The organism is Flavobacterium sp. CR10, assembly GCF_055814415.1.
The window spans coordinates 3,893,545-3,918,713 of the sequence record NZ_CP185985.1; the positions used below are offsets into that span (position 1 = coordinate 3,893,545).

Consider the following 25,169-nt stretch of genomic DNA (forward strand, 5'->3'; position numbering starts at 1 on the left):
ATAGAAACATAGATTTTATCTTAAAAAAGGTAATAAAAAAAGAAACTCGTTTCTTAACACATTGCTATGTGCATTTATGTTAAGTGAAACGTTCCCGCAAAATAAAAAACTATGTCTCTCTGTGTTAAAAAAAATCTATAATTCGCTTAATGCAATATCTAATAACTCAACCATTTCGTCAGCATTTTGTTTATTAAACGGCATTGGCGGTTTTATTTTTAAAACATTGTGTAGAGGCCCATCTGTGCTTAACAAATAACCTTTGGCTTTTAGTTTCTCAACTACAATATCTATTTCAGGAATAGCAGGTTCCATAGTCGTTCTATCTTTTACCATTTCTGCGCCAATAAATAATCCGTGTCCTCGAACATCACTAATGATCGGATATTTATGCATTAATTTTTTTAATCCATCCATTAAATAATTACCAGTTTCCAAAGCATGCTGCTGCATTTCTTCCTGCTCGATTACCTCTAAAACAGCCAATCCTGTAGCCATAGAAACAGGATTACCTCCAAAAGTATTAAAGTATTCCAAGCCATTATTAAAAGCTTCAGCAATCTCTTCGGTAACAATTACAGCTGCCAACGGATGCCCGTTCCCTATTGGTTTTCCTAAGACAACAATATCAGGAACGACATTTTGCAATTCGAAGCCCCAAAAATGATCGCCAATTCTTCCAAAACCAACTTGAACTTCATCTGCAATGCAAACTCCTCCTGCTGCACGAACATATTCATATACAGTTTTTAAATAGTTTTCTGGCAACGGAATCTGACCTCCAACTCCCAATAAAGTTTCACAGATAAAAACTGCTGGCGCTTTGTCTTCTTTTTTCAAATCTTCAATAATTTGCTGTACATCTGCAGCATATTTTTCTCCTGCCTTTGCATCACCATATTTATAAGGGCCGCGATACAAATCTGGATTAATTGCTTTATGAATCCAAGGCATTTGCCCTGAACCGCCTTTGCTGTCAAATTTATACGGACTCATTTCCATTGCGACCGTCGAAGTTCCGTGATAAGCGTGATCGAGTACGATAATATCTTTTTGTTTGGTAAAATGACGGCTCATACGAATAGCCAAATCATTGGCTTCGCTACCAGAATTGACAAAATAGCAAACGCTTAATTTCTCCGGTAAAGTTGCCGTCAATTTTTCTGCATAATCAGTTATTGCATCATTCAAATATCTTGTGTTTGTATTTAAAGTCGCTATTTGATGCTGCATTTTTCTTACCACAACCGGGTGGCAATGTCCAACATGCGATGGATTGTTTACACAATCAACAAACGTTCTCCCTTTGTCATCATATAAATATTGCAAAGCTCCTTTTACAATCTTTAATTTGTCTTTGTAACCAATGCTTAAATTTCGTCCAATTTTCTGTTTTCTAATTTCAAGAAGTTCAGAATAATCATCATTATTGATTAATCCGTCAAAACCGCATGCTTTTCTAAAAGTGTCTTGTGCTTTGATTGGGTTTATTTTTATCCATTTATATAACAAATCCCAAGCTGGTTTTTCGGTAACAAAATGGTGTTCATTGTTACTATCCAATGATGCATTATAAGCAGATTGTGTCACGCTGATGCAAAGCCTTCCTGCAATTAGATAATACAATAGATCCAATTCTTGCTCAGTAAGTGCATACGAATTATGATATCCTTCAACAATTTTTGCCGCTACAGCTAATGGATCTTCTTCATCGAGCATCGCGTACATACAAGCAATCGCTAGATTATTGATTAAAGCGGTGTAAACCATATCTCCAAAATCGATCAATCCGCTAATGCGATTGTCTTTTACCAAAACATTATAATCGTTGGCATCATTATGAATATAAGCATGTCTGAGGCGATGTAACTGCGGTACCACTTCTGTATCAAACTGCAATAAAAAATAACCTGCAATACGTCTTCTTTCGTGATTTAAAATATACTTTAAATTATCTCCTGCTTCACTTGCACGGCTAATATCCCAAGTATAATTGCGATGCATTGCTGGATGCGAAAAATCGGCCAATACAGCATCCATATTCCCTAAAAATGAACCCAAATTGTAATGCAGTTCACTATTTTTGTTCTTTTCATCTACCCAAAAAGTGCCTTCTAGAAAGTTTAAAATTCTAATATGATAGGTTTGAGAATCTATTATAATATCAGTTAACTCCTTACCTCTTTTATTGCGACAAAAATGCTGAAAATAATCTGAAATATCACTTTGGGAAAGATGCCTCATAATGGCGGCCTGAGCCTCCAAAAATGGAAACGAATGATTTTCATTTGATACCTTTAGAATATATTTTTCGTTTTTATCATCGGACAAAAGAAAATTCAATTCATCGTATCCATTTAATGTTTTTACGGTTACATTTAATCCGTAATGCTCTTTTACTAAGTCCTGAATAACTGCTTCTGAAAAAATCATTGCTATTCTATTAAATTGTTTTTGTCTCTTTTTTTTTTAGCCACGAATTGCACGAATTTACACGAATTAAAGACTTTAAAAATTAGTGCAAATTTGTGTAATTCGTGGCAACTTTATTAAAAAAATATTCGTGGAAAACCTTATTTCCAAATAACAGCCTGAGCTGGTTCTAATGGATTTTTTCCCACCAATATTTTGCTTCCAGCAGGAATTGGCAGATTTATCGTTTCATTGGTATAATTCACACCCACATAAAAACCATCACGCCATTCTACATATACGCCTTTTGGAAAATCTTCAATAGCAACTTTTGCACGTTCGTATACAGTTCGTACCACTTGCCTTTCCAAATTTCCATCTTTACTTTCTACTCCAATATAAGTAACCGTTCCTTTTCCTAATTTTCTGGTAATCGCTGCAGCTTTGCCTTTGTAGAACTGATCTGCATAAGAAGCCAAAACTTCAGTTCCTTCTTTCGGATTTAAAACATCTGCCCAAACATTCCATTTATAAGTATTGTTTCCAGCATTTATAGTTCCGTTTACATCTTCAACGAGCATATCAAAAAATTCGACATCTGCTCCAATCAAAGGCACAATTGGTCCGCTCCAGTTGGCTTCGAAGAAATGACCGTTTTTATCCTTTTGGCCAGTTCGGCACGAAAGGATTAAATTTCCGCCATTTTCAACATATTTCGTCCATTTGTCCACCAGTTTCTGATCAATTAATTGATATGCTGGCGCAACGATAAACGGATAAGCAGAAAAATCACTTTCTTCTGTAATAAAATCCATTGGCGCACCAGTCGATTTTACAGCTGAAGTATAGATGTTTCTATGTCTCCAAGTGCTCCAAAATTCGGTTTGTTTCTGGTTTTCTAAATCCCACAGATTTTCGTGGCTCCATAAAAATCCCGTTTTTCTTTTTGCAATTTCCTGTGGAATTACTGCTTTTGGATTGTATTCTTTGCGAAGCAGTTTCATATCTTCAATTGACTGAACAAACTCTTTTCCGCCAGTTGTTAACGTCACTCCATCTGTACCCACAATTCCGTCATGATACATTTCGCTGCTTCCGAGAGGATGTCTGTATCGGTAAGTACAAGTAAAAGAACAGCCTCCGCCAAAAGCTTGAGAAATCCACATGTGGACCGTTCCTGGCAATAATTGCGGATTAATGCTCGCCCAGTTTACCTGTCCCGGCTGCATTTCCATTACTCCTGTAACGCCATTTATAGATCTATAGTAATCATTTGCTTCCGAAATTTTATTAGGATGTCCCATTCTGAAATTTTGTCCGCCTAAATTGTTTCTGCCACTTACTGGGTACATCGTATACGTGACAAAATCCATTTTATCTGTTTTCCTTGGATCAGCTCCGTAAACTACATTGGTATAATTTGTAGTAATCCATTGTTTTGGATCGATATACTTTCGAAGTATTTCAGCTTGCAAATTCAAATATTCTGCTTGAGAATCGGCTGTGTATCGTTTAAAATCTAAAACAGCATGCGGACTTAGTTTATCTTCAGAATAAATCTCTGCATTTGGAATCGCAATCTGCTCAAAATTATTATATCTAATGCTCCAGAAACTCGCCACCCATTCAGCATTTAATTTTTCGATTGTTCCGTATTTTGCTTTTAGCCATTTCTGAAATCCTTTTTGTGCCGATGGACTAAAATCGTCTGGCGCACCAGGTTCGTTATCAACCTGCCAGCCTATAACGTTTTTATTATTGCCGTATCTTTTTCCGAGCTCGGTAACAATTTTGGCCACAAATTCTCTGTATTTTTCATTAGAAACAGATTGATTGGCTCTGTTGCCGTGTTCTCTGCGTCTTCCGCTTGCATCAACCAGATAAATTTCGGGATATTTTTCTCCCATCCATGCTGGAGGAGTTGGCGTTGGTGTGCACATGATGACTTTCAAGCCTTGTTTTTCGGCAATTGCCAATGCGTCGTCCAGCCATTTAAAATCGTATTTTCCTTCTTCTGGTTCCATAAAAGTCCACGCAAACTCAGCGAAGTGCGTAAACTCAAAACCAAGTTTTTTGATGTTTTTCAAATCACGTTCCCATTGTTCTCTAGGCCATTGTTCGGGATAATAATAAACTCCAATCTGCATTAAATCGTGCTTGGAGAAAAAACGTTGCGGATCTTGTTTTTCTGAAATTGCTCCCTTTTTGTTCTGAGCAAAAACAGGTGTCAAATTGCAGTTTGCCATAAGCAATCCTGCTAATATAATTTTGGTTAAAGTTTTGTGGTTAGACATGTTAGTTTGTTGTTGTTGTTGTTGTTGTTGTTGTTGTTGTTGTTGTTGTTGTTGTTGTGGATTACCACTTAAAAGAATCTATAATTATTAAATTGAATTAAACACATAGAAACATAGTTTTATTTCTAAAAAAGATAAAGTGAAAGAAACTAGTTTCTAACACATAGCTATGTTTGCTTAAAAAAAGTGTAACGTCTTTCACCGCTACAATTATGAGTCTAGTAAACTATGTTTCTATGTGTTAAAAACCAACCTTTATTTATTTATCCTCTAAAAGCAGCATTAAATAATGCGAAGCCGACCAGCTGAAGTTGTAAGCTTCCAATCCTTTTCCGTTTACGGGCTGATAATTTTCTCTGATAGAAGTTCCTTTGTCCATAACGCCTTCAGCATTGTGCATCAATTTATATGCAAGTTCGTTTGCTTCTTTTGTGTAACCGTATTTTTCCAATCCGTTGATGCCAAAATAACTTTGGTCAAGCCAAATAGGTCCTCTCCAATATCCGTTATCTGGTTTAAACTTTGGGTGATTCGCAGCCAATGTTGGTAGAGGCACAAAAGTGTTCAGACTCGCTGGATCAACCATATTGTTTTTTGCTGATTTGGCTTGTTCGGCTGTAGCTACTTCTGCCCAAATCGGACAATATCCTTCGCATCCCATTGCTTTTATCAATGTTTTGCCGTCAATTGTTGTGTCATAAAACCAGCCTGTTTCTGGATCCCAAAATTGCTCTTGAATTTTGAGTTTTAATGCATCGCTTTCATCCTCCCATTTTTTAGCTTCATCAGTTAATTTTAAAACTGATGCCATTTTACTGAGATAGTTTTTCTCAGCAAATAAGAACGAATTCAAATCAACGCTTTCCTGATCTAATGAATACGCTTTTTCGCCATTTTTCAAGATTTTGCTATCGTCAAAACGTACAGCATTATCCATTCCGCTTTCCCATTTTGCAGCAATCACAGTTCCGTCTGTCGAACCAAATTCACATAAACCATCTTGATCGTGATCGCGTTCTTTGTACCACCAATTGTGGTATAAAGTTAGCTTTGGGTAAAACTCTTTTATAAAATTATTATCTTTTGTTTTTTCATAAATCTTCCAAACAGCCCAAGCAGCAAGCGGTGCTTTTGTATTGCGATAATTGTTTTCTTCAAGAAGATTGTTTCTGTAAACGCAATCCGGAATAAAACCATTTGGATCTTGATAATCGAACAAAGCACGCATTTGATTTTTGGCTAATTCGGCATCATAATTGGTTACTGCAACGGCATGTTTCCAGCTATCCCATGCCCAAAAACCATGGAACCATTCGTAATTGTAACTAGGGAAAAGACCTCCATGTTTCAATCCTTCCGCAGCAATTCTGGTATTATTTTGTAAGGTCAAAACCAATTTTGCAACCAAATCTGAATAACTCTGGTCTTTGTAAATACTTTTCTTTTTGGCAATAAGCTGTGCCAATTGTTTTTCTTTTTCTTTTTGTGTGTTGTTTAACAGTGTAGTAAATACTGTTTCCTGTATAGTTTCATTTTCTGTTTTCCAAGAATATTGAGGAAAAATAAAACTTTGAGAAACTACAATTTCTTTAGTTTCATTTGGTTTTAAAACCAGTTTCTCCGTTTGCACTTTATATCCTTGTTTAGTTATTTCAATTTCTGGATTTGATTTTAGAAACTGAATGTAACCAACCGCGATACTTTTTGAAGAAACAATTTTTAAAGTGTTTTTCTCATTAGACAATTGCAAATCATCTAAAAAAAGAGACGCATTATAAGACGGAAAAAGCGTAATTGTCTTTGCCGTTTTATTGGTAATGCTTGTTCTTTGCAGAGCCGAATGCCCAGATAAAAACACCAGTTGCTGTTTTACTTCTAATTTTTCATTTTTAAACTGCTGTTCTAGATGACTATTGTAACTGTCCTGTGCTACCAACGAACTTTTCCAGTCGATAATATCTTGGCCTTTTTCATCTTTTAATTGCAATGAAACAAAAGAAGAACTTAACCAAACGCCGTTTTGTTCGGTCATTAAAAATGGCCCCGAAAATCCTGCTTGAATATTTGAAGCATCTAAAAATCCGAAGGCGAACCAAGCGCCTTTATCAGAAAACGCAAGAGATTTTCTGTCTGTTGCATTTGCTGGATTTCCTTTAAAGTTAATACTGTTTTTAGCTGATTCTAAAATGGGAAAGTCTTTTTGAGACCAGCCCGACGAGATGATGAAAAAGGATACAAGAATCAAAAAAAATTTCTTTTTGTACATGTTATTTCATTTTTGTGAGGTGTTTTTTATTTAAATATAGGACTTGTTCTATTACTGGCAAAATTCATTTTATAAATGAAATTTTATGCCTTGAGATAATGCCACGCCAACACCATAATTGATTGTATTGGTTTGTCTTCTCATGTAAATTTTCCAAGCATCAGATCCAGATTCTCTTCCTCCTCCAGTTTCTTTTTCACCTCCAAAAGCACCACCAATTTCAGCGCCAGATGTTCCGATATTTACATTCGCAATTCCGCAGTCAGAACCTGCAACTGATAAAAACAATTCGGCTTCTCTTAAATTATTTGTCATAATTGCAGAAGATAATCCCTGAGCAACATTATTCTGAATTTCAATCGCATTTTCTACTGTTCCTGAATATTTCAACAGATACAATACAGGCGCAAAAGTTTCATGCTGTACAATTTCAAAAGAGTTGTCAGCTTCTGCAATGGCAGGTTTTACGTAACAGCCGCTTTCGTATCCTTCTCCAAAAAGCACACCGCCTTCAACCAGAATTTTTCCTCCTTGCGCGACAACCTTTTTCAAAGCTTCATTATACAATTCAACTGCTTGTTTGTCAATAAGAGGTCCGACATGATTTTTCTCGTCCAACGGATTTCCAATACGCAATTGTTTGTATGCTGAAACAAGAGCTTCTTTTACTTTATCATAAATACTCTCATGAATAATCAAACGACGTGTAGTAGTGCATCTTTGTCCCGCTGTTCCTACGGCGCCAAAAACGGCGCCAATAATCGTCATCTCCAAATCTGCATCGGGTGTTACAATGATGGCATTGTTTCCTCCTAATTCTAGTAATGATTTACCGAAACGTCCTGCAACTACCTGCGCAACAATTTTACCCATTCTAGTAGAACCTGTAGCAGAAATTAACGGAATACGTTTGTCATTCGTCAGCAATTCACCAATTTTATAATCTCCCGTAATTAAACACGAAATTCCTTCTGGCAAATTATTTTCTTTTATAACCTCTGCCATAATATTTTGACAGGCAACGGCACAAAGCGGTGTTTTTTCAGATGGTTTCCAAACACAAACATCTCCGCAAACCCAAGCCAAAGCGGTATTCCAAGCCCAAACGGCTACTGGAAAATTAAATGCAGAAATAATTCCGACAACTCCAAGAGAATGATATTGCTCATACATTCTGTGTCCCGGTCTCTCCGAATGCATCGTTAGTCCGTGCAGCTGACGCGAAAGCCCAACCGCAAAATCACAGATATCGATCATTTCCTGAACTTCTCCGTAACCTTCCTGCAAAGATTTACCCATTTCGTACGAAACCAGTTTTCCTAATGCTTCTTTGTTCTTGCGTAATTTTTCACCAAACTGACGTACCATTTCGCCACGTTTTGGCGCAGGAATTAATCGGAATTGATTAAAAGCTTCGTTAGCCGATTCCATCACTTTTTCATAATCAGCTGCTGTTGATGTTTTAACCTTTCCAATCAATTTTCCGTCAACAGGAGAATAACTTTCTAGAATTTCTCCATTAGAAAAGTTATTCAATCCTGTTGAAGTTCCTTCATTTATGTCTTTTATATTTAATTCTTTTAAAGCTTCTTTTATAGTAGTTTCTAATTCTTCGATTGCCATTATAAACTTTTTAGTTGTGCGTGTTCTATTAACTGAATATTATATTGTTTTTTGAAGTTTTACATCGGTACTTTCAAATATTTTATCTGCCGATGACGCCACAAAACCTTGATATAATTCTCCGTTTGACATTGGATAACGCAACGCAAATTCATAATAACATGAAGGCACTTTTAATATTCCTTCCTCAAAATCAATATCGTACAAATCCGCCAATGTGCTTGATTGTTCTAAAAGCTGCTCTGGGGTTCCTTTAATTTTTCCGCCAGAAGCATTTAGTTCCCATCCGCTAGCTTCTAAGAAATTGTTTAATTCTTCTAAAGTTTTAAATCCTTTTAAAGCATTGGTATTGATTGTAAAATGATTGGCTCTAAAACCATAAACATACATCCAAGCCGCATATTCAGACTCTTCTAGCAATGATTTGTAAACCGCTTGCGAATTTCCTTTCCAAACCGCTCCGCTTAATACCAAATCTGGATCATTAAATACATTTTGATCACAACTGTCTAAAAGCTGTTGCACTGTTTCTTGCAATTCAATAGAACATTTTTCTAATTCTAATTCTGAAATGAAAATTCTTGGTGCATTTTTATCTAAAGCATTTTCATAATGTTTAGCATATAGTTTTTTGGTTTCAAAATAATATTCGCCTTTTGCTTCGTAGCCAACATTTATGAAAGCTTTTTCTAATACTTCAATATTTACACGTTTATCATTGAAAGTACGAATTGCAATATGGTCGTTTAAAATTTCTTCACCTTTTTCTTCCAGTAATTCATGTATTTTTAAAGCCGATGGAGTAATTTCAATATATTGCTCCCATAGTTTCGTAAGTAGTTGATTTTTATCCATTTTTAAGTTTATTAGATAGTGTTATATTGACACAAATCTATAGATAATACTGTTATTATAACATTATACCTGTACGATTATTTACAATTCGACACTTTGAACTCTTTTTTTTGTAATTTTGACACTTTGAAAACGAGTTTGACCGAAAGAATTGTCAAAATAATAGAATCCATAAACCAGCACAGCATATGGCAACGATTAAAAAGAATGAAAATATTGATGCTTTAGATAGAGAAATTATACAGAAACTGAGCGAAAACGGAAGAATAGCTTTTTCTGATTTGGCACGCGAATTAAACATTTCCAATTCGTTGGTACATTTAAGAGTTCGTAAACTGCAAGAATCTGGCGTTATCACTGGATTTTCTGTAAAATTGGATCCAAAAGAAGTTGGTTTTGAAACCATTACCTACACCGGAATTGTTACAAAAGAAGCTCATTTCTCCTATTCAATTGCAGAAAAACTAAAGCAAATTCCCGAAGTGGTAGAATGCCATTGGGTTTCTGGCAATTATGCTTTATTTATCAAAATTGTAGCGGCAAACAATGAAGAACTTCGTAAAATATTGTACGAACAAATTCACCAAATTGAAGGTGTTGGAAGCACCGATTCTTTTTTCTCTTTTGGTTCTGCATTTGAGAAAAATCTTCCTGTATAAACCTAACTGTTTTATTATCGTTTGATTACATATTCATGCCAAGTTTGTTTTCCAAAATTATTATCTGGACACAGATTTATTCCCATAGTAAATAACTTGTGGCGTATATCTTTTGGTTCTTTTAATTTTAATTTTTTAGTATTCTGAGTGACTTGGAAATAAGTTTTGGCCATTTCTTCAAAATGAAGCACTTCTGGACCACCGAAATCTTCCATTAAACCTTTTGGAGATTCTAATGCAAGAGAAGCCAATAACTCGGCAACTTCATGTACAGCTACAGATTGAAACCTCATTTTCGAAGGAATTGTTATGGAATTGCTTTCGGCATTTTGATCTAATCCCTTAATGATATTAAAAACAAAATCATGAAATTGAGTGGTTCTAAGAATGGTAAAAGGGATACCGCTTTTTGCAATGGCATTTTCTACTTCTAATTTTGCTTGATAATAAGGATAATCGCTTTTGTGAATTCCAACTATAGAAATATAAATAAAGTGTTTTATTGTATTTTTATCTACTGCATCAAGCAAATTCTTAGTGCCATTTATATCTGCCTGCTGAGAATTCTTCGGATTGCTTGCACAATGAATAATGACCTCTACTCCTTTTGCAGCTTCTTTTAATCCAAGATTTTGAGCCAAATCTCCAGTAAAAAACTCCACATCATTTCGAACTTCACAATTTGCTTGAGTTGTTAATACTGCTGTTTGGAAACCTTTTTCTATTAATGCACTAACAACATATTTTCCTAAATGTCCGTTTCCACCCGTAACTAATATCTTATTCATCTGCTTAGTATTTGAAGATACTATATTAGAAAAAAAACTTTTATTTCTCAAAAATGTTTCGGTATCGTTATTTTGGTTTTGAAGAAGAACAAATCTGCCATTAGTAACCGGTCTACCCAAAATATAAAAAGTGGTACAATTTGATGATACAGCAAAATGATACTTTTGACTAAAAATCATTAAAGCATATCAAAATAAAATGAACACGCAAATAAGACACGACTGGAAGAAAGAAGAAATTCAAGCTATCTACGATCAGCCTTTGTTAGAATTGGTTTATCAGGCTGCTACTGTACATCGAGAGTTTCATAAACCTTCAGAAATACAGGTTAGCACATTACTTTCTATAAAAACAGGCGGTTGTCCAGAAGACTGTTCTTACTGCGGACAAGCAGCGCGTTATCATACCGATATTAAAGTGCAGGCGCTTCTTCCGACAGAAAAAGTATTAGAACATGCGCAAAAAGCAAAAGATGGCGGTTCTTCTCGTTTTTGTATGGCTGCCGCTTGGCGCGAAGTTCGAGATAATAAAGATTTTGATCGCGTTATCGAAATGGTAAAAGGTGTAAACGATCTTGGACTGGAAGTTTGCTGCACGCTCGGAATGCTTACCGAAGAACAGGCTATTCGTCTTCAAGAAGCGGGTCTGTATGCGTATAACCATAATTTGGATACATCTGAAAGTTATTACGATGAAATAATAAGCACGCGTAAATTTGATCAGCGTTTGGATACGATTAACAACGTGAGAAAAGCAGGAATCACGGTTTGCTCAGGCGGAATTATTGGTCTTGGAGAATCTAATGCCGACAGAGTTTCTATGCTATTAACGTTAGCTACCATGCCTGTTCATCCAGAATCTGTTCCTGTAAATGCTTTGGCGAGAGTAAAAGGAACGCCTTTAGAAAACAACCCAAAAGTGCCTCTTTGGGATATGGTCAGAATGATAGCTACAGCGCGTATTGTTATGCCAGCGTCTATTGTTCGTTTAAGTGCAGGACGCATCGAAATGACCGAAGAAGAGCAAGCTTGGTGTTTTATGGCGGGCGCCAATTCTATTTTTACGGGAGAACGCGAAACGTTATTGGTAACGCCAAATCCTGGATTGTCTGAAGATATGCAAATGTTTCAGAATCTTGGGCTTAAACCTTTGGTTAAAGAAAGTAAAAGTAGTTGTTCTGTAATTCAAAACGAGTTTTAATCACCCTTTTATAGCCCGTAAAACTGCACAATCTCGAAAATTTTCAGGATAGTGCAGTTTTTTTTAGTTCAAGAACCAGAAAATAAAAGTGCTTGTACTGTGATTTAAAAGCAGATATAATATCTGACAAAAAAATATTTTATAGGATATTTTTCTATCTTTGAAATTCATCAAAATGGCTTTATCTTTGAGCCAATAGAAAAATAAAACGCAATATGGAACAGAAAATTCATCAGGGAAGAAACATAAAACGCTTCAGAGAAATGCTTAACATTAAGCAAGAAGCATTGGCTTATGATCTTGGAGAAGACTGGAGCCAAAAGAAAATTTCTATATTGGAACAAAAAGATACAATTGAAGAAAGCCTGCTTAAGCAAATCTCAGCTATATTAAAAATTCCTGTTGAAGCTTTTCAGAATTTTGATGAAGAACAGGCTGTGAATATTATTTCTAATACTTTCAATATTGAAAAAGATGCTTACATCGGGAATGCTAAACCTGTATTCAACATCAATCCATTAGAAGAATTAAAAAAACTACACGAAGAGAAAATCGCTTTATATGAGCGTATGCTGAAAGAAAAAGATGAAATGATGGCTAGGCTTGAGAAATTAATTAGCAAATAAGATTTATACAAAATATTGGTTCGATATATAAGAGAGACTTTTTTAAGTATCTTTTTTTATGTTTTTTATTTTTAAAAAGTGATTTAGCAAGAATATAATTTCTAAGGCAAAAAAAATGCGCAAAGTCAGTCCCGAAAGCTTTCGGGATTGCGCAGCTTTTCACATGGAACTCTTTGGAGAGCGGGGCACTTTAATTTCCAGAAGCTATACTGAAATTATCCACATCGCCGATGAAAAGGAAGATTTACACTTAAATACTTTTATAACTTCATCAAATAATAAAAATGAGGTCGAGAATTATATTTTAGATTATATTTCATCTCATAACATAAATGATATTATTACTATACTCAGCACACTTAAGTAGTATTTATAAACTATATTTCGGACAAATTAGGAATGAATTAATCAATCTAAAATGCTAATACTTGCTAATTTTTGATTTTAATTAATAAAACTAAAAATCAAGGAATTTATAATAAATTTGACTCAAAGAATACAAACAGATTTTTTTTCAATTCATAAAACATTTTGAGACATTATTATTCGAAAATTAACTAAGATCACATGCAACAATTAACTGACTTGCCGGACAGATTTAACCATGTTTGTTTTACACTATCAAGAGAAGACATTCTTGCAATGAATCAGTCAGCAAACACGGGAGATATTAATAATGTTATTTCTAGGATAAGCAAGCATTGCTTTGGAGTTCGGTCATTTGATGACGAACCAAATAAAGTTGAAATGTTTTACATCAATCATGACTATGAACTAAAGGGCGACATTCTCTGTTTAGATTTAGATGATGCTGATTATTTTGAATTTCTTTTACGTTTTTGTAACCTTCTAGCCAAAGATTATAATGACTTGGATGCTATAAATGCTTTCAACATCTTTCAGAATTATGTACGCTCATTTTTAGAGAAAAAAGGTTTTTTCACTACAACTTCATTTGAACTGAAAAACTATCAAGGAAAAGATGCTGTTTTAGTAAGCACCTCACCTGTAAAAAATATTGAAATGATTAATCGAGTAGAACTGTATAGAGATTTTTTTAATAATAACTATCGGATAACTACAACAAGTGGCAAAGAATATGTTTATTTAATGGTAAATGATGATACTGCTTTAATTAAAATAGGAACAAGTAAAAAACCAGTCTATCGAGAAAAAACACTTCATTCTCAAGAACCTGCGATTCATTTGATAGCCGTATGGGAATGCAGTAAGGAAGTCGAAAAAGAATTGCACAAAAAATACAGTGATAAACGAATTCGTGGAGAATGGTTTAGATTACATCTCGAAGATTTAATAGATATTGACGAGTTTATGAAGATTCGATTAAATAATCATGTCTAAAGGTAGTTCCTATAAACCATACTTTATCTTGAATCTGCGAATATCATTTATTGAAAATTTCTTTTTTCATTATTCTTCCCTCTGCTACGCAAAGTGTTTCTGCTAGTGCTGCGCAATCCCGAAAGCTTTTGAGATTGCATAGCTTTTCAGTTATCCTTAATTTTACAAGGCAATAAAAAAAAACAGAAAAAAGTAATGCTAAAACAAGCCCTCCAACCATTAATAGACAATTCCACAATTATCCTAATTATGGGTACTATGGCAGGTGAGCAATCTATTGCAAAGCAAGAATACTATGCCAACAGGGGCAATCTTTTCTGGAAGATTATGTTTGCTGTTTTTGAAGAAGAATTCAGTACTTCTTATGAAGATAGAAAAGCATTTCTAGCAAAATACCATATTGGTCTTTGGAATGTTCTTAAAAGCTGCAAAAGAGAAGGAAGTAGCGACGCTAAAATAACAGAAGAAACTATTAATGATTTTGAAAGTCTACACAAACAGTTTCCGAATATCAAGTATGTCTTTTTTGAAAGCAAAGCCGCAGCAAAATATTTTCACAAACATACTGTACCGCAAGAAGGAATTACTTATACAATCCTACCCTCTACTAGCGGACTAAATGCAGGTTTAACCAAAGCTGAAAAAATGGAACAGTGGAAAGCCGTATCGAAAATAGGGCTTTCAAAAAATGAAGATTAATAGCGCCAACAATTACCTATTACGCATAATGTAGAAAAGAATTTCTTCTTCTAATTCCCTTGACAAATTTTCATACTTCATCTTACGACGATAGTTTTTCTCGCTTCTATCTTTGTAAAGTTCAGTTTTAGCAGTACTTACACAGTAAGCATCACATATTACCTTAAATTTTTGATCGAGTATATACAATTCTTTCATTGAATCAAAATACGCTGCAAACTTAACATTGTACAATTCGTCGGGAATGGCGGCCATAGGTTTTGTATTTAAATTAATACTGTATTCTACCTTAAAAGTTCATATTGCAATACTCAATTTTAAGCATTGTCTGTTTTCAATCAATCCTTTATTCTATACCATAAAATAGTTTGCATTGAAAGAATACTTAAAATTAAAATGAAAAATGTTAATCTTTCTTTTTGAACCTTTGGAAATGGTTTCAGATTATAATCTGAAACCAGAAATAGTAAAATGAACCTTGAACCGTTAAAATGAAACAATGAAAAATTAGGTATTTTTCACATCATAGATATAAATCTGCACCTCATCATCACTGGCTAAAATCCTGCGGTCAGCGGCGCATTGCTGTCCGATATCTGACTTAAAAGATTCCATCATCGTTTCTAAAGAATCGAAATATAAATTGGCTACCAGATATACATCCGAATGTCCCGTTGTTGACCGAACTGAACCATTGCTTACTTCATATTTTATTAATCCTGGAAGTTTTTTGGCTAATGGAATATGCACTTCATAATAATGTTTTTCGAAAGAACTGATGTCTTTTGGCGTTTTGTAAATTACAGTCATTTTTGCCATGATATGGATTTGTTTAGAATGTTAGACAATTGCATAAAGTAAATTTAAGGGCAAATCTTGAACTGTTTAATATGAAAAATAGACATTCTTAATGGTGTATTTGGACAGCAACTTTTAATACCTTTATATAAAAAAAGAAAATGAGACAACTTACTATAATAGTTCCTGAAGGAGATAATAATCTTTCTAGCATATCGGGCGCTTATGAAATCTTTACAAAAGCAAATGGTTTTTATAGAGCAAATGGCAAAAAGAACTGTTTCATATTCAGCTTGCTGGAATTTCTGAAAAAGTAGAATTCAACCAAGGAATCTTTACTGTAAAACCTCATCTTCATATTTCTCAGGTCAATAAAACCGATCTTATCATTATTCCTTCATTAAACCATAATTATAATCTTGCCCTTGAACATAATGACGAATTGGTGCAATGGCTTCAAAAACAATATACAAAAGGTGCCGAAATTGCCACTATTTGTACAGGCGCGTTTATGCTTGCCGCATCTGGACTTCTGGATGGAAAAAGCTGTTCAACACACTGGTCTGTCAAGGAAAATTTCAGCAAAATGTTTCCAAAAATAAACCTGCAAATTGACGAATTAATTACAGATGAAAATGGAATTTATACCAATGGCGGTGCCTATTCTTTTCTAAATCTAATGATTTACTTAATCGAAAAATATTACGGCAGGGCTACAGCAGTTTATTGTGCAAAGGTGTTTCAGATTGAAATGAACCGAAGTACACAATCTCAATTTATTATTTTTTCTGGTCAGAAGAAACATGAAGATGAGATGGTGCTTCTTGCGCAATCTTATATAGAGCAAAATTTGGGAGAAAAATTATCTATGAGCGATATTTCTAATAAATTTAATGTGAGCAGAAGGAATTTTGATCGAAGATTTATTAAGGCAACTGGAAATACTCCAAGCGAATACCTTCAAAGAGTAAAAATTGAAGCGGCAAAAAAAGCTTTTGAAACAGACCGCAAAACGGTAAATGAAGTTATGTACGAAGTTGGCTATTCTGATGTAAAAGCCTTTCGAGACGCATTTAAAAAAATTACCGGACTTCCGCCCATGGAATACAAAAAGAAATACCACAAAGGCGCTGCCTAATTTTCTATCATAAACTTCTCTTTCTAAATCAATTAGTCCAAAATATAATCTGGTCTTCTTGAAAGTCTTTCTATTTGATTAAAAAAATGTTAATTAACACAGAAAATGCAAAAACACGTAATACTACTCATAGTAATATTCCTATAGATTAAATAAATTTACACTCCTTTTTACAAGCCGCTATTTAATCCAAATATTTTAATTGAATTTAAATCAAGTTATAAAACCATTTTAATGTTTAGTAGAGAAATGACTTTTTGTATTAAAAACTATTAGTTAAACTCTATTGGATATTAAATCGGCTTTATGGCAAGAAAATATTATTATTTATTTTTCATTTCGTATGTCGTATTAAAAATTAATATTACATAAGAAGCAACAAACACCCCAAAGATGCTCGAAAAAAAATCTATAGTAATTGGATGTGACGATATCACTATATTGACTGTGATATTGAATGCAATATCTATAGTCTCTGATTATGCTTTTTCTACGGTCACAGTTTCGAGAGGAGTTGATTTAAAGAATACGATAAACTCTTTAAATCCTGATTTGGTAATTTTGGGTTTTAAACAAAACAAACTTGTTTTAAATGACACCAATTTCAGTTCTGACAAAAGGGATCTTCCAATTTTATATCTGACTCAAAATTATGAATGCGAATCCTTATGCTGGTCTAAACAAAGTATCGTTTTCACTTATCCGTTTAATCAGATTCAGAATACTGATTTTCTAATTTATAGAATACGCTCTATTTTTCTTTTAAAAAAAACAGAATCACGAAACACACATGCCGCATCGTTTGCAGAAGCAGCAATTCAGAAAAACGATTCCGACAAATTAAGCCATTATGTAATGGAACTTGATCAAAAGGTTGAAGTTCTCTTAAAGATAAAAGAACGCATTTCTTACCTCTACCCCAATGTTGACGATGCGACGAGAATTGAATTAATGTCTATTGTAAATTCTATCAAAACCGTTGCAAACGACAATAAACTTTGGGATGATTTTAAAATCTATTTTGAACAGTCAAATCCTAATTTTCTTCTTGCTCTTGCCAAAAAACATCCTTCTTTAAGTTCTAGGGATTTAAAATATTGCTGCTATATTAAAATGAATATGAGCAACAATGATATTACCAATCTGCTTGGCATAAATCAAGATAGCGTTCGCACTCATAAATATCGTCTTAAAAAGAAATTAACGCTTAAAAAAGAAGATGATATCATTTCATACCTAAGAACAGTTTCTTAAAATTCTTCCTTCATTTTTTCTAATATTTGTATGCTTTTCTTATACCTCAGCATTACAAAAATAGCTTCGCGCTTTCAATTTTTATTTTTTTCATTTCTTTAAATCTATACTTATTCTCAAAATATTTCTGTACGTGCAGAACGGAATTTTATGGCTTTAAACTGCAATCTGCAACAAAGTATAGACAAAAAAAACTTTGTCTACATTTTGTCTACAAAAAATAGATAATCGCTTATGGTTTTGTCTACAAAAAGTACATTGCCAATTTTCCCTACAAATCTAATTCTCAGCTACTTTTACAAGAACCAATAGCTAACTTAATAGTTACGGCACTTCATTAATTCTTAGAGTTAAATGCGATGATCAACCAGGCACTTCAATTTACGAATAAATTACTGGGACAGTTTTTAAAAAACAGTTTTGGTTTGACCGAAGACAAAACCGTCTTAAATTATCTCATTGAACCAAGCGGGACTTTGCCAAAAGCAAATCAGAACAAAGTGGTTTTATCTCTTATCAATATTGAAAAAGAAACCAATCAGCCTTTTTATATCAGAAATCAGAAGTTAGAAAGCGGCAACTATTCCAATTTCAATCCAACAGAAAGATATAATATAGACTTGCTAATCAGCAGTAATTTTGAAGATTATACCGAATCTTTAAAATTTCTAGACGCCATAATTGTCTTCTTTCAGATTAATAATTATATCGATGCTTCGTCCTCCTCTTCTATTCCAGACGGTTTAAGCAGGTTAGAATTTGAATACGAGAAGATCTCTTACCATCAGATGCACAGTTTATGGACAGCGATGGCAGCGAAATATCAGCCTTCGATTATTTATAAAATGAAACTGATAAAAGTTCAGGCGCACGAAATTATGGAAATCATACCGTCTGTAAAAAATACCAGTAATAAAATCGTCAAATGATACAGAGCAATTACATACAAATCTTTAGCATTGCTGCTTATCATACTTTTTTTGATAACGGAAAATGCAATTGTCTCCACTTTATTCCCAATCATAAGACTGACAAAACATTAAAAAAATTCGGATTCAAAATGAATGTTGCCTCCAACGGATTTGATTTGTATTCTAACACAAAATCTTCATTATCAGACTTATTAAATTATATTTCTACGACAACGCAGCAAAATTATTTTGAGTTTGATATCAAATGCAGCAATCCAAACTTTATTCTCTTTACCACATTGCCAATCAATTGGATTGGAGCTATTACGTATTCCAGTCAGGATCCTAAAAACTTAAACAATAATGGTAAAATAATTTTAAACCAAACATTAGAAAACAAACCAGTTTCTTCTCATTTTGGACATTTAAAAATTTATTTCGAAGATATACTAACAGCCCATTCTCCTCTTTTTGAAATAAACTTTATCGCAAGGGCAACACAATGGCAATATTATTTTATCAATAAAAATGCTGTACAGCTTAATAATCCTTCGATTACAGAAAAGGAAAACATACAATTTGACGGACCGCAAAATGTAACAATCCAAACCGGAGAATCCGCATTATTGTTTACTTCCAATAAAACCTATATCACACTTAGCGAAAAGCCAAAATATAAATTTGATTTGGTAAACAGTTCATCATCTGCAAATCAAAACAATATAAAGCCCAAAGTCATTATAAAAGGACTTCCGTGTCCAGATGTCTCCCGAGTCGGAATTATCGAGAATAGCGACCAAAATCAAGTCGCATCACCAATGTATATCTATCTATAAAAAACTATTAAAAATGAACATTAAAAACTAAAATCAATGAATTTATCTACCATTCAAACTCCTGGTGTTTACATTCAAGAATTAAATGCTTTTCCCAATTCTGTTGTTGGAGTTGCTACGGCTATACCAGCATTTATAGGGTACACACCACAGGCCGCATACGAAGGAAAATCGTATACGAATGTGCCAGTAAAAATCACATCTTTTGCTGATTTTCAGGCTTTTTTCTGTTTGCCGGATCCACCTGCGCCAGCAAGTCCGTCAAAACAATACAGCCCTGAATACTATCTGGTAGCAGAAAAGAGTCAGCCCTTAAAGGGAGACTACATGCTGATTGCAGGAACATATTATTCAATTGTTCCAGATCCTAACACGGTTTATTATTTATACAATAGCGTAAGACTATTTTATGAAAATGGCGGTGGAGATGCTTATATTGTTTCTGTTGGTTCTTATGGCCCTCCGTCACAAAAAGCAGGAACTCCAGGCATTCCGGTTGTAAATCCAAATGTACAGCTGAATGATTTGACAAAAGGTCTTTCTTTATTGCTGAATGAACAAGAGCCAACCATGTACATTTGCCCAGAAGCTACTTTGTTAAGCGTAGAAAACAACGGAACTCTAATGCAATCTATGCTGCTTCAGGCTACACAAATGCAGACTTCAATGTGTTTGTTTGACATTATTGGCGGTGATGCTCCTGATCCTATTTTGTATACTGAAGATATTACCAATTTCAGAATGAATACAGGTTCTGTTGGGTTAAACTATGGAATGGCTTATTATCCTTTCATAGGAACTACGATAATGCAGACTTCTGATATTGATTATACAAATTTATTTGGCGGAGATTTGAAACAGCTTGAAGCAGTTCTTAATCCACCAAGCGCTCCTAACCCAGCCGCTGCATCGATTATTGCCAATATCCAAAGTCCGTCAAGCACTTTGACTGTGACACAAAATCACAATGCATTGCTTATTGCCAGCCAGACTTACTCTCTCATGATTAAGCATATTTTGGCCGATGCCAATATTCTTCCTCCAAGTGGAGCTATGGCAGGAGTTATTACTACTGTAGATAATGCTGTTGGTCCGTGGGAAGCTCCTGCAAATACTTCTTTTGTTGGTGTATCATCATTGCCAATTTCTCTTTCTGAAAGCCAGCAAGCCAATTTAAACGTTGATGCTGTTTCTGGTAAATCAATTAATGCGATTAGAACATTTAACGGTCTAGGCATTTTAATCTGGGGATCCAGAACATTAGACGGAAACAGTCAGGATTGGAGATATATCCCTGTGAGAAGAACTATGATTTTCTTAGAGCAATCTTGTAAACTCGCAGCTCAGGCTTACGTGTTTCAGCCTAATGATAAAAACACTTGGGAAGCTGTAATTTCTATGATCAGCAGTTTTCTTAGTTCTATTTGGAAACAAGGAGGTTTACAGGGAGCGAGCGCTTCTGAAGCCTTTTCTGTAGCCTGCGGATTAGGTTCGACAATGACTGCAGATGATATACTAAATGGTTTCATGAATGTAACTGTAAAAGTTGCTGTTGTTCATCCTGCCGAATTTATCGTTCTGACATTTCAACAGCAAATGGCAACTTCTAGTTAATCAAATAATACTCTTAATTAAGCAAATTTTTAATTTAAAATAAAATAATATGGCAACAGATGACGGAAGCGTACAAGGCGCAACATGGCCCATGCCAAAGTTTAGATTCGAAGTAGATCTTGGAACAGAATTGACAAAAGTAGCTTTTCAGGAAGTTACAGGAATGGATGTCGAAAATCAAATTATAGAATATCGCAAAAGTAACAGTCCTCTTTTTTCTGTAGAAAAAATGCCTGGCATTACCAAATATGGAAACGTAACCATGAAACGCGGAATTTTTGTAAACGATAATACTTTTTGGGATTGGCATCAGCAAGTCGTAATGAACACCATTAAAAGAAGAACCGTTCTAATAAAATTGTTAGACGAAAAAGGCGGTGTCACCATGCAATGGACTTTAAACAATGCCTGGCCAACCAAAATCACCAGCACCGATTTGAAATCTGACGGTAACGAGGTTGCAGTAGACACTATAGAAATTGCACACGAACAACTGATCATTAAAAATGGCGGTAAGTAATGATTATCCTGTAAGCTTTTATTTTACACTCTCTTTTGCGGGTGTAGATGCGGCTTTCAAAGAGGTATCTGGAATTTCTAAAGAACTAAGCGTAGAAGAAATTGTTTGCGGAGGCGAAAATAGATTTAAATATCGCCTCCCAACCATTTCTAGCAGTCAGAACTTAGTGCTTAAAAGAGCCATGGTACCTGCAGGATCTCAGTTGGTCAATTGGTGCGCCAACTGCATCGATCAAGGATTATCAAACCCAATACAGCCCAAAAATGTAATCTTAAAATTGCTCAATGCCTCTGGTGTAGTATGCATGCAATGGACTTTTAACAATGCTTATCCGGTAAAATATTCTGTTTCTGACTTAAACTCTCAGGAAAGCAATATTGCGATAGAATCTATTGAACTGGCTTACACCTATTTTGACATTTCTAAGGATACCAACTTTAATAAACTTTTTACTTAGACCCATATGCCAATCGAAATAAGAGAACTTATTATCAAAACAGAAATCGTAACAACAAATGCGAAGAATTTGGCTCTGACCAAAGAAAGAGAATTTTCCATTTTGAGAAAACAGCTACTGGAAGAATGTAAAAGATTAATTGCAGAGAAAAATCAGGAGAATAGCTATAAACGTTAAGCAACTCCCGATAGCAATCGGGATAAAGGACTAAAAGGATTAAAAACAATAAATCTGCAAAATCTGCTTAAATCCATTTTAAAATCTGCGTGAAATAATTTTAACCACAATCAAAAGGATTAAAAAAAATCTGCGAAATCTGCGAGAGAAAATATTTAACAGGCTTTAAAAAATTTAAACTTAAAATAACAAACCAATGGCAAGTTTAGAATTAATGAAAATTACGGGATACACAGACGAAGAATTTCAAAACAAATTCTCTGGAAGTCCGTATGCCTTTATGATTAATCCTGACAATATCAAAATACAGAAAAGCATCGAATACAACGAGCAGCAAGCACCCGCAACAAGTTCGGCTTCGCAAAAGTACAAAAGCACTCCAAGCGATAAACTGAGCTTTGAAATGGTAATAGACTGTACCGGAATTATAGATGCCAAACGTACCGATATGGCCAAAGAAATAACTGCTTTAGAAACGATTATTTACACTTACAACGGAAAAATACACCGTCCGAATTTTGTAAAAGTACAATGGGGACAGAATATCACATTCAACGGAGTACTCGATTCTATTGACATCTCTTACACTCTGTTTAAACCAGACGGAAGTCCGCTTAGAGCTAAGATATCGCTGTCATTTAGCCGTTACATTTCTCCAAAAACAGTAACTAGAACAGATGCTCCAGAATCTCCAGATCTTACCCACATTGTAAGTGTTTCCGAAGGAATGTCATTGCCACAGCTGTGCCAGAAAGTATGGAACGATGATTCGTATTACATACAGGTCGCAGAGTATAATAAACTTAACAAATTCAGAAACCTAAATGGTATCGACAAATTAATTTTTCCACCTATAAACCCTTCTAATTAATGAGTGCCTCAACCGAAATAAAAAGTGGCGGAATCGCAACATTTGTTGTGAAAGTCAACGGTTCACCAATAGCCGATGAACTAAGTGTGCTTTCTGTACATATAGAAAAAAAAGTAAACCGAATTGCTTCTGCAAAAGTTACCATTCTAGACGGAGAACCCAATACTGGTAAATTTGATGCTAGTTCTTCCGCAACTTTTGTTCCAGGAGCATCAATCAGCATTGAAGCTGGATATGATAATACCAACGCAGTTATTTTCTCTGGTGTAATTATGAGCCAGACCATTCGCGTTGATAATCTTGTCGGATCGGCTCTAGAAGTTGAATGCCGTGACAACGCCATAAAAATGATTGTGGGCCGAAAAAGCCTTACTTATTCAAAACAAAAAGACAGTGATATTATGACGTCTCTTATAGGAAACTATTCGGGATTAAGCGCAGATGTTACTGCTACAAGCACAACTTGGCCAGAACAAGTACAATTTTATGTTACCGATTGGGATTATCTTTTGGCTCTTGCCGAAGCAAATGGACTAATCGTAACCACTTTAAACGGAAAAATTTCTGTATTTCCTCCTGATAAAACTACTACATCGGTACTTACCGTAACGTATGGCGATACTTTGCTTGAATTTAATGCCAAACTAAATGCCGTTACGCAGTTAGGAAATGTGGCCGCCAATAGCTGGGATTTTAAAACCCAAGCCGTTGTAACGGGTAATGCAACACCAGATGTTAGCGGATCAGGAAATTTAACTACAAAAAAACTTTCTGAAGTTGTCGGACTCTCGACCTATCAACTGCAGACTTCTGCCCCACTAGAAAACGCAGATTTAACCAATTGGTCAAAAGCACAGATTATTAAAAGTGAATATTCTAAAATAATGGGAGAAGCCAAATTTCAAGGCACAAATTTAGTTGATCCCGGAAAATATATGACCTTCGCCGGTCTTGGAGATCGCTTTAATGGCGATTACTTAATTGCAGGAGTTGTACACGATTTGTCGCAAGGAAACTGGGTTTCTGAAGTTTCGCTTGGACTTTCTCCTTTTTGGTTTACTGAAGAGCCAGATGTTATGGCACCACCCGCTTCTGGTCTCGTTCCTGGGGCAAAAGGTCTCTTTAATGCAACCGTAAAACAAATGTATGAAGATCCTGATTCTCAATATAGAGTTTTAGTCGATGTTCCGTTATTGGATCCAAAAGGGCAAGGAATCTGGGCAAGGCTTACCAATTTTTATTCGACAAGTGGAGCTGGTGCTTTCTTTATGCCCGAAATTGGAGACGAAGTCATTTTAGGTTTTATAAATGAAGATCCGCGTTATCCTATAATTCTCGGAAGCGTCTACAGCAGTACAAGCATAAAACCTTTTACAGGTTTAGATCCAAATCAGAAAAACTCAATAAAAGCTATTGTTTCCAAATCAGGAATATCGGTGCAGTTTGATGATGAAAACAAAGTATGGACTGTTGCCACACCGAATAAAAACACCATCATCATTAGTGATAAAGACAAAAAAATCACCATTCAGGACGAAAACAATAACAGTATCGTAATGTCTAACAGTGGAATTGATTTATCAAGCCAAAAAAACATCAACATTTCGGCAAATCAAAATGTTACCATCAAAGGAAATCAAGGTGTCAACATACAGTCAAGTGGCGGAGATGTTGCTATAAAAGGCCTTAACATCAAAGAAAACGCAGATATGCAATACAGCGCTCAAGGCGGACAAATGGCACAAGTCTCAGGCGGAATGCAATTGACCTTGAAAGGCGCGATGGTCATGATTAACTAATTATGAGTT

The 25,169-nt window shown here is 34.8% G+C and carries 25 protein-coding genes; 17 read left to right on the plus strand and 8 right to left on the minus strand.

Annotated features, from left to right (window positions below):
* Positions 1–135 precede the first annotated feature (135 nt).
* The 5 genes from ACNRYB_RS17010 to ACNRYB_RS17030 all read right to left on the minus strand — a co-directional run bounded on the left by ACNRYB_RS17010 (position 136) and on the right by ACNRYB_RS17030 (position 9,450).
* Positions 136–2,433, minus strand: coding sequence for an aminotransferase class III-fold pyridoxal phosphate-dependent enzyme (locus ACNRYB_RS17010; protein WP_473728027.1), 2,298 nt, complete (start codon positions 2,431–2,433; stop codon positions 136–138).
* A 140-nt stretch (positions 2,434–2,573) separates the two neighbouring features.
* Positions 2,574–4,706, minus strand: coding sequence for a beta-galactosidase (locus tag ACNRYB_RS17015; RefSeq protein WP_473728028.1), 2,133 nt, complete (start codon positions 4,704–4,706; stop codon positions 2,574–2,576).
* 259 nt (positions 4,707–4,965) lie between these two features.
* Complete coding sequence (locus ACNRYB_RS17020) at positions 4,966–6,972, minus strand: MGH1-like glycoside hydrolase domain-containing protein (RefSeq protein ID WP_473728029.1); 2,007 nt, start codon at positions 6,970–6,972, stop codon at positions 4,966–4,968.
* 69 nt (positions 6,973–7,041) lie between these two features.
* Positions 7,042–8,595, minus strand: a complete 1,554-nt coding sequence (gene amaB / locus ACNRYB_RS17025; RefSeq protein WP_473728030.1) for an L-piperidine-6-carboxylate dehydrogenase — start codon at positions 8,593–8,595, stop codon at positions 7,042–7,044.
* Between the two features lie 39 nt (positions 8,596–8,634).
* Positions 8,635–9,450, minus strand: coding sequence for a 2-oxoadipate dioxygenase/decarboxylase family protein (locus ACNRYB_RS17030; RefSeq protein WP_473728031.1), 816 nt, complete (start codon positions 9,448–9,450; stop codon positions 8,635–8,637).
* 188 nt (positions 9,451–9,638) lie between these two features.
* Between ACNRYB_RS17030 and ACNRYB_RS17035 the strand changes: the two genes are divergently transcribed.
* The gene (locus ACNRYB_RS17035; RefSeq protein WP_008469149.1) at positions 9,639–10,109 is read left to right on the plus strand and encodes an Lrp/AsnC family transcriptional regulator; all 471 of its coding nucleotides are present in this window, start codon (positions 9,639–9,641) and stop codon (positions 10,107–10,109) included.
* A 14-nt stretch (positions 10,110–10,123) separates the two neighbouring features.
* On the opposite strand, the gene ACNRYB_RS17040 is transcribed toward ACNRYB_RS17035, so the two are convergent.
* Complete coding sequence (locus ACNRYB_RS17040) at positions 10,124–10,897, minus strand: SDR family oxidoreductase (RefSeq protein WP_473728032.1); 774 nt, start codon at positions 10,895–10,897, stop codon at positions 10,124–10,126.
* Positions 10,898–11,096: 199 nt separating this feature from the next.
* On the opposite strand from ACNRYB_RS17040, the gene bioB reads away from it, so the two are divergent.
* The 5 genes from bioB to ACNRYB_RS17065 all read left to right on the plus strand — a co-directional run bounded on the left by bioB (position 11,097) and on the right by ACNRYB_RS17065 (position 14,785).
* A complete protein-coding gene (gene bioB / locus ACNRYB_RS17045; protein ID WP_473728033.1) occupies positions 11,097–12,098 on the plus strand; it encodes a biotin synthase BioB in 1,002 nt (333 codons plus the stop codon).
* Positions 12,099–12,313: 215 nt separating this feature from the next.
* On the plus strand, positions 12,314–12,724 hold the full coding sequence (locus ACNRYB_RS17050) for an XRE family transcriptional regulator (protein ID WP_473728034.1): 411 nt from the start codon (positions 12,314–12,316) through the stop codon (positions 12,722–12,724).
* Between the two features lie 115 nt (positions 12,725–12,839).
* Positions 12,840–13,091, plus strand: coding sequence for a hypothetical protein (locus tag ACNRYB_RS17055; protein ID WP_473728035.1), 252 nt, complete (start codon positions 12,840–12,842; stop codon positions 13,089–13,091).
* 275 nt (positions 13,092–13,366) lie between these two features.
* Positions 13,367–14,086, plus strand: a complete 720-nt coding sequence (locus ACNRYB_RS17060) for a GIY-YIG nuclease family protein (protein ID WP_473728036.1) — start codon at positions 13,367–13,369, stop codon at positions 14,084–14,086.
* Between the two features lie 195 nt (positions 14,087–14,281).
* Positions 14,282–14,785 carry a DNA-deoxyinosine glycosylase gene (locus ACNRYB_RS17065; RefSeq protein WP_473728037.1) on the plus strand — a complete coding sequence of 168 codons (504 nt, stop codon included), beginning with the start codon at positions 14,282–14,284 and terminating at the stop codon, positions 14,783–14,785.
* Between the two features lie 12 nt (positions 14,786–14,797).
* Here the strand turns inward: ACNRYB_RS17065 and ACNRYB_RS17070 are convergent, their stop codons facing one another.
* Both ACNRYB_RS17070 and ACNRYB_RS17075 read right to left on the minus strand, forming a co-directional pair.
* Positions 14,798–15,040 (minus strand): hypothetical protein, encoded by a 243-nt coding sequence (locus ACNRYB_RS17070; protein ID WP_473728038.1) that lies wholly within the window; start codon positions 15,038–15,040, stop codon positions 14,798–14,800.
* Between the two features lie 252 nt (positions 15,041–15,292).
* The gene (locus ACNRYB_RS17075) at positions 15,293–15,604 is read right to left on the minus strand and encodes an EthD family reductase (protein ID WP_129748269.1); all 312 of its coding nucleotides are present in this window, start codon (positions 15,602–15,604) and stop codon (positions 15,293–15,295) included.
* A 140-nt stretch (positions 15,605–15,744) separates the two neighbouring features.
* Between ACNRYB_RS17075 and ACNRYB_RS17080 the strand changes: the two genes are divergently transcribed.
* The 11 genes from ACNRYB_RS17080 to vgrG all read left to right on the plus strand — a co-directional run bounded on the left by ACNRYB_RS17080 (position 15,745) and on the right by vgrG (position 25,160).
* On the plus strand, positions 15,745–15,900 hold the full coding sequence (locus ACNRYB_RS17080; RefSeq protein WP_473728039.1) for a hypothetical protein: 156 nt from the start codon (positions 15,745–15,747) through the stop codon (positions 15,898–15,900).
* Positions 15,901–15,914: 14 nt separating this feature from the next.
* Positions 15,915–16,721, plus strand: a complete 807-nt coding sequence (locus ACNRYB_RS17085) for a GlxA family transcriptional regulator (RefSeq protein ID WP_473730249.1) — start codon at positions 15,915–15,917, stop codon at positions 16,719–16,721.
* A gap of 393 nt (positions 16,722–17,114) precedes the next feature.
* Complete coding sequence (locus tag ACNRYB_RS17090; protein ID WP_473728040.1) at positions 17,115–17,975, plus strand: helix-turn-helix transcriptional regulator; 861 nt, start codon at positions 17,115–17,117, stop codon at positions 17,973–17,975.
* Positions 17,976–18,334: 359 nt separating this feature from the next.
* Complete coding sequence (locus tag ACNRYB_RS17095; RefSeq protein ID WP_473728041.1) at positions 18,335–18,904, plus strand: Pvc16 family protein; 570 nt, start codon at positions 18,335–18,337, stop codon at positions 18,902–18,904.
* Positions 18,901–19,722: a hypothetical protein gene (locus ACNRYB_RS17100; protein ID WP_473728042.1), complete on the plus strand. Its 822-nt coding sequence runs from the start codon at positions 18,901–18,903 to the stop codon at positions 19,720–19,722. The genes ACNRYB_RS17095 and ACNRYB_RS17100 overlap by 4 nt, the downstream gene beginning before the upstream one ends.
* A gap of 36 nt (positions 19,723–19,758) precedes the next feature.
* Complete coding sequence (locus ACNRYB_RS17105; protein WP_473728043.1) at positions 19,759–21,336, plus strand: phage tail sheath family protein; 1,578 nt, start codon at positions 19,759–19,761, stop codon at positions 21,334–21,336.
* 49 nt (positions 21,337–21,385) lie between these two features.
* Entirely contained in the window at positions 21,386–21,856 is a 471-nt protein-coding gene (locus tag ACNRYB_RS17110; RefSeq protein WP_008469163.1) for a phage tail protein, read from the plus strand.
* Positions 21,843–22,313 carry a phage tail protein gene (locus tag ACNRYB_RS17115; protein WP_129748275.1) on the plus strand — a complete coding sequence of 157 codons (471 nt, stop codon included), beginning with the start codon at positions 21,843–21,845 and terminating at the stop codon, positions 22,311–22,313. Before ACNRYB_RS17110 ends, ACNRYB_RS17115 begins: the two co-directional genes overlap by 14 nt.
* 6 nt (positions 22,314–22,319) lie before the next feature.
* Positions 22,320–22,490, plus strand: a complete 171-nt coding sequence (locus ACNRYB_RS17120; protein WP_164085593.1) for a DUF5908 family protein — start codon at positions 22,320–22,322, stop codon at positions 22,488–22,490.
* Positions 22,491–22,686: 196 nt separating this feature from the next.
* Positions 22,687–23,361, plus strand: a complete 675-nt coding sequence (locus ACNRYB_RS17125) for a CIS tube protein (protein WP_008469165.1) — start codon at positions 22,687–22,689, stop codon at positions 23,359–23,361.
* Entirely contained in the window at positions 23,361–25,160 is a 1,800-nt protein-coding gene (gene vgrG / locus ACNRYB_RS17130) for a type VI secretion system tip protein VgrG (protein WP_473728044.1), read from the plus strand. The genes ACNRYB_RS17125 and vgrG overlap by 1 nt, the downstream gene beginning before the upstream one ends.
* Positions 25,161–25,169 lie beyond the last annotated feature (9 nt).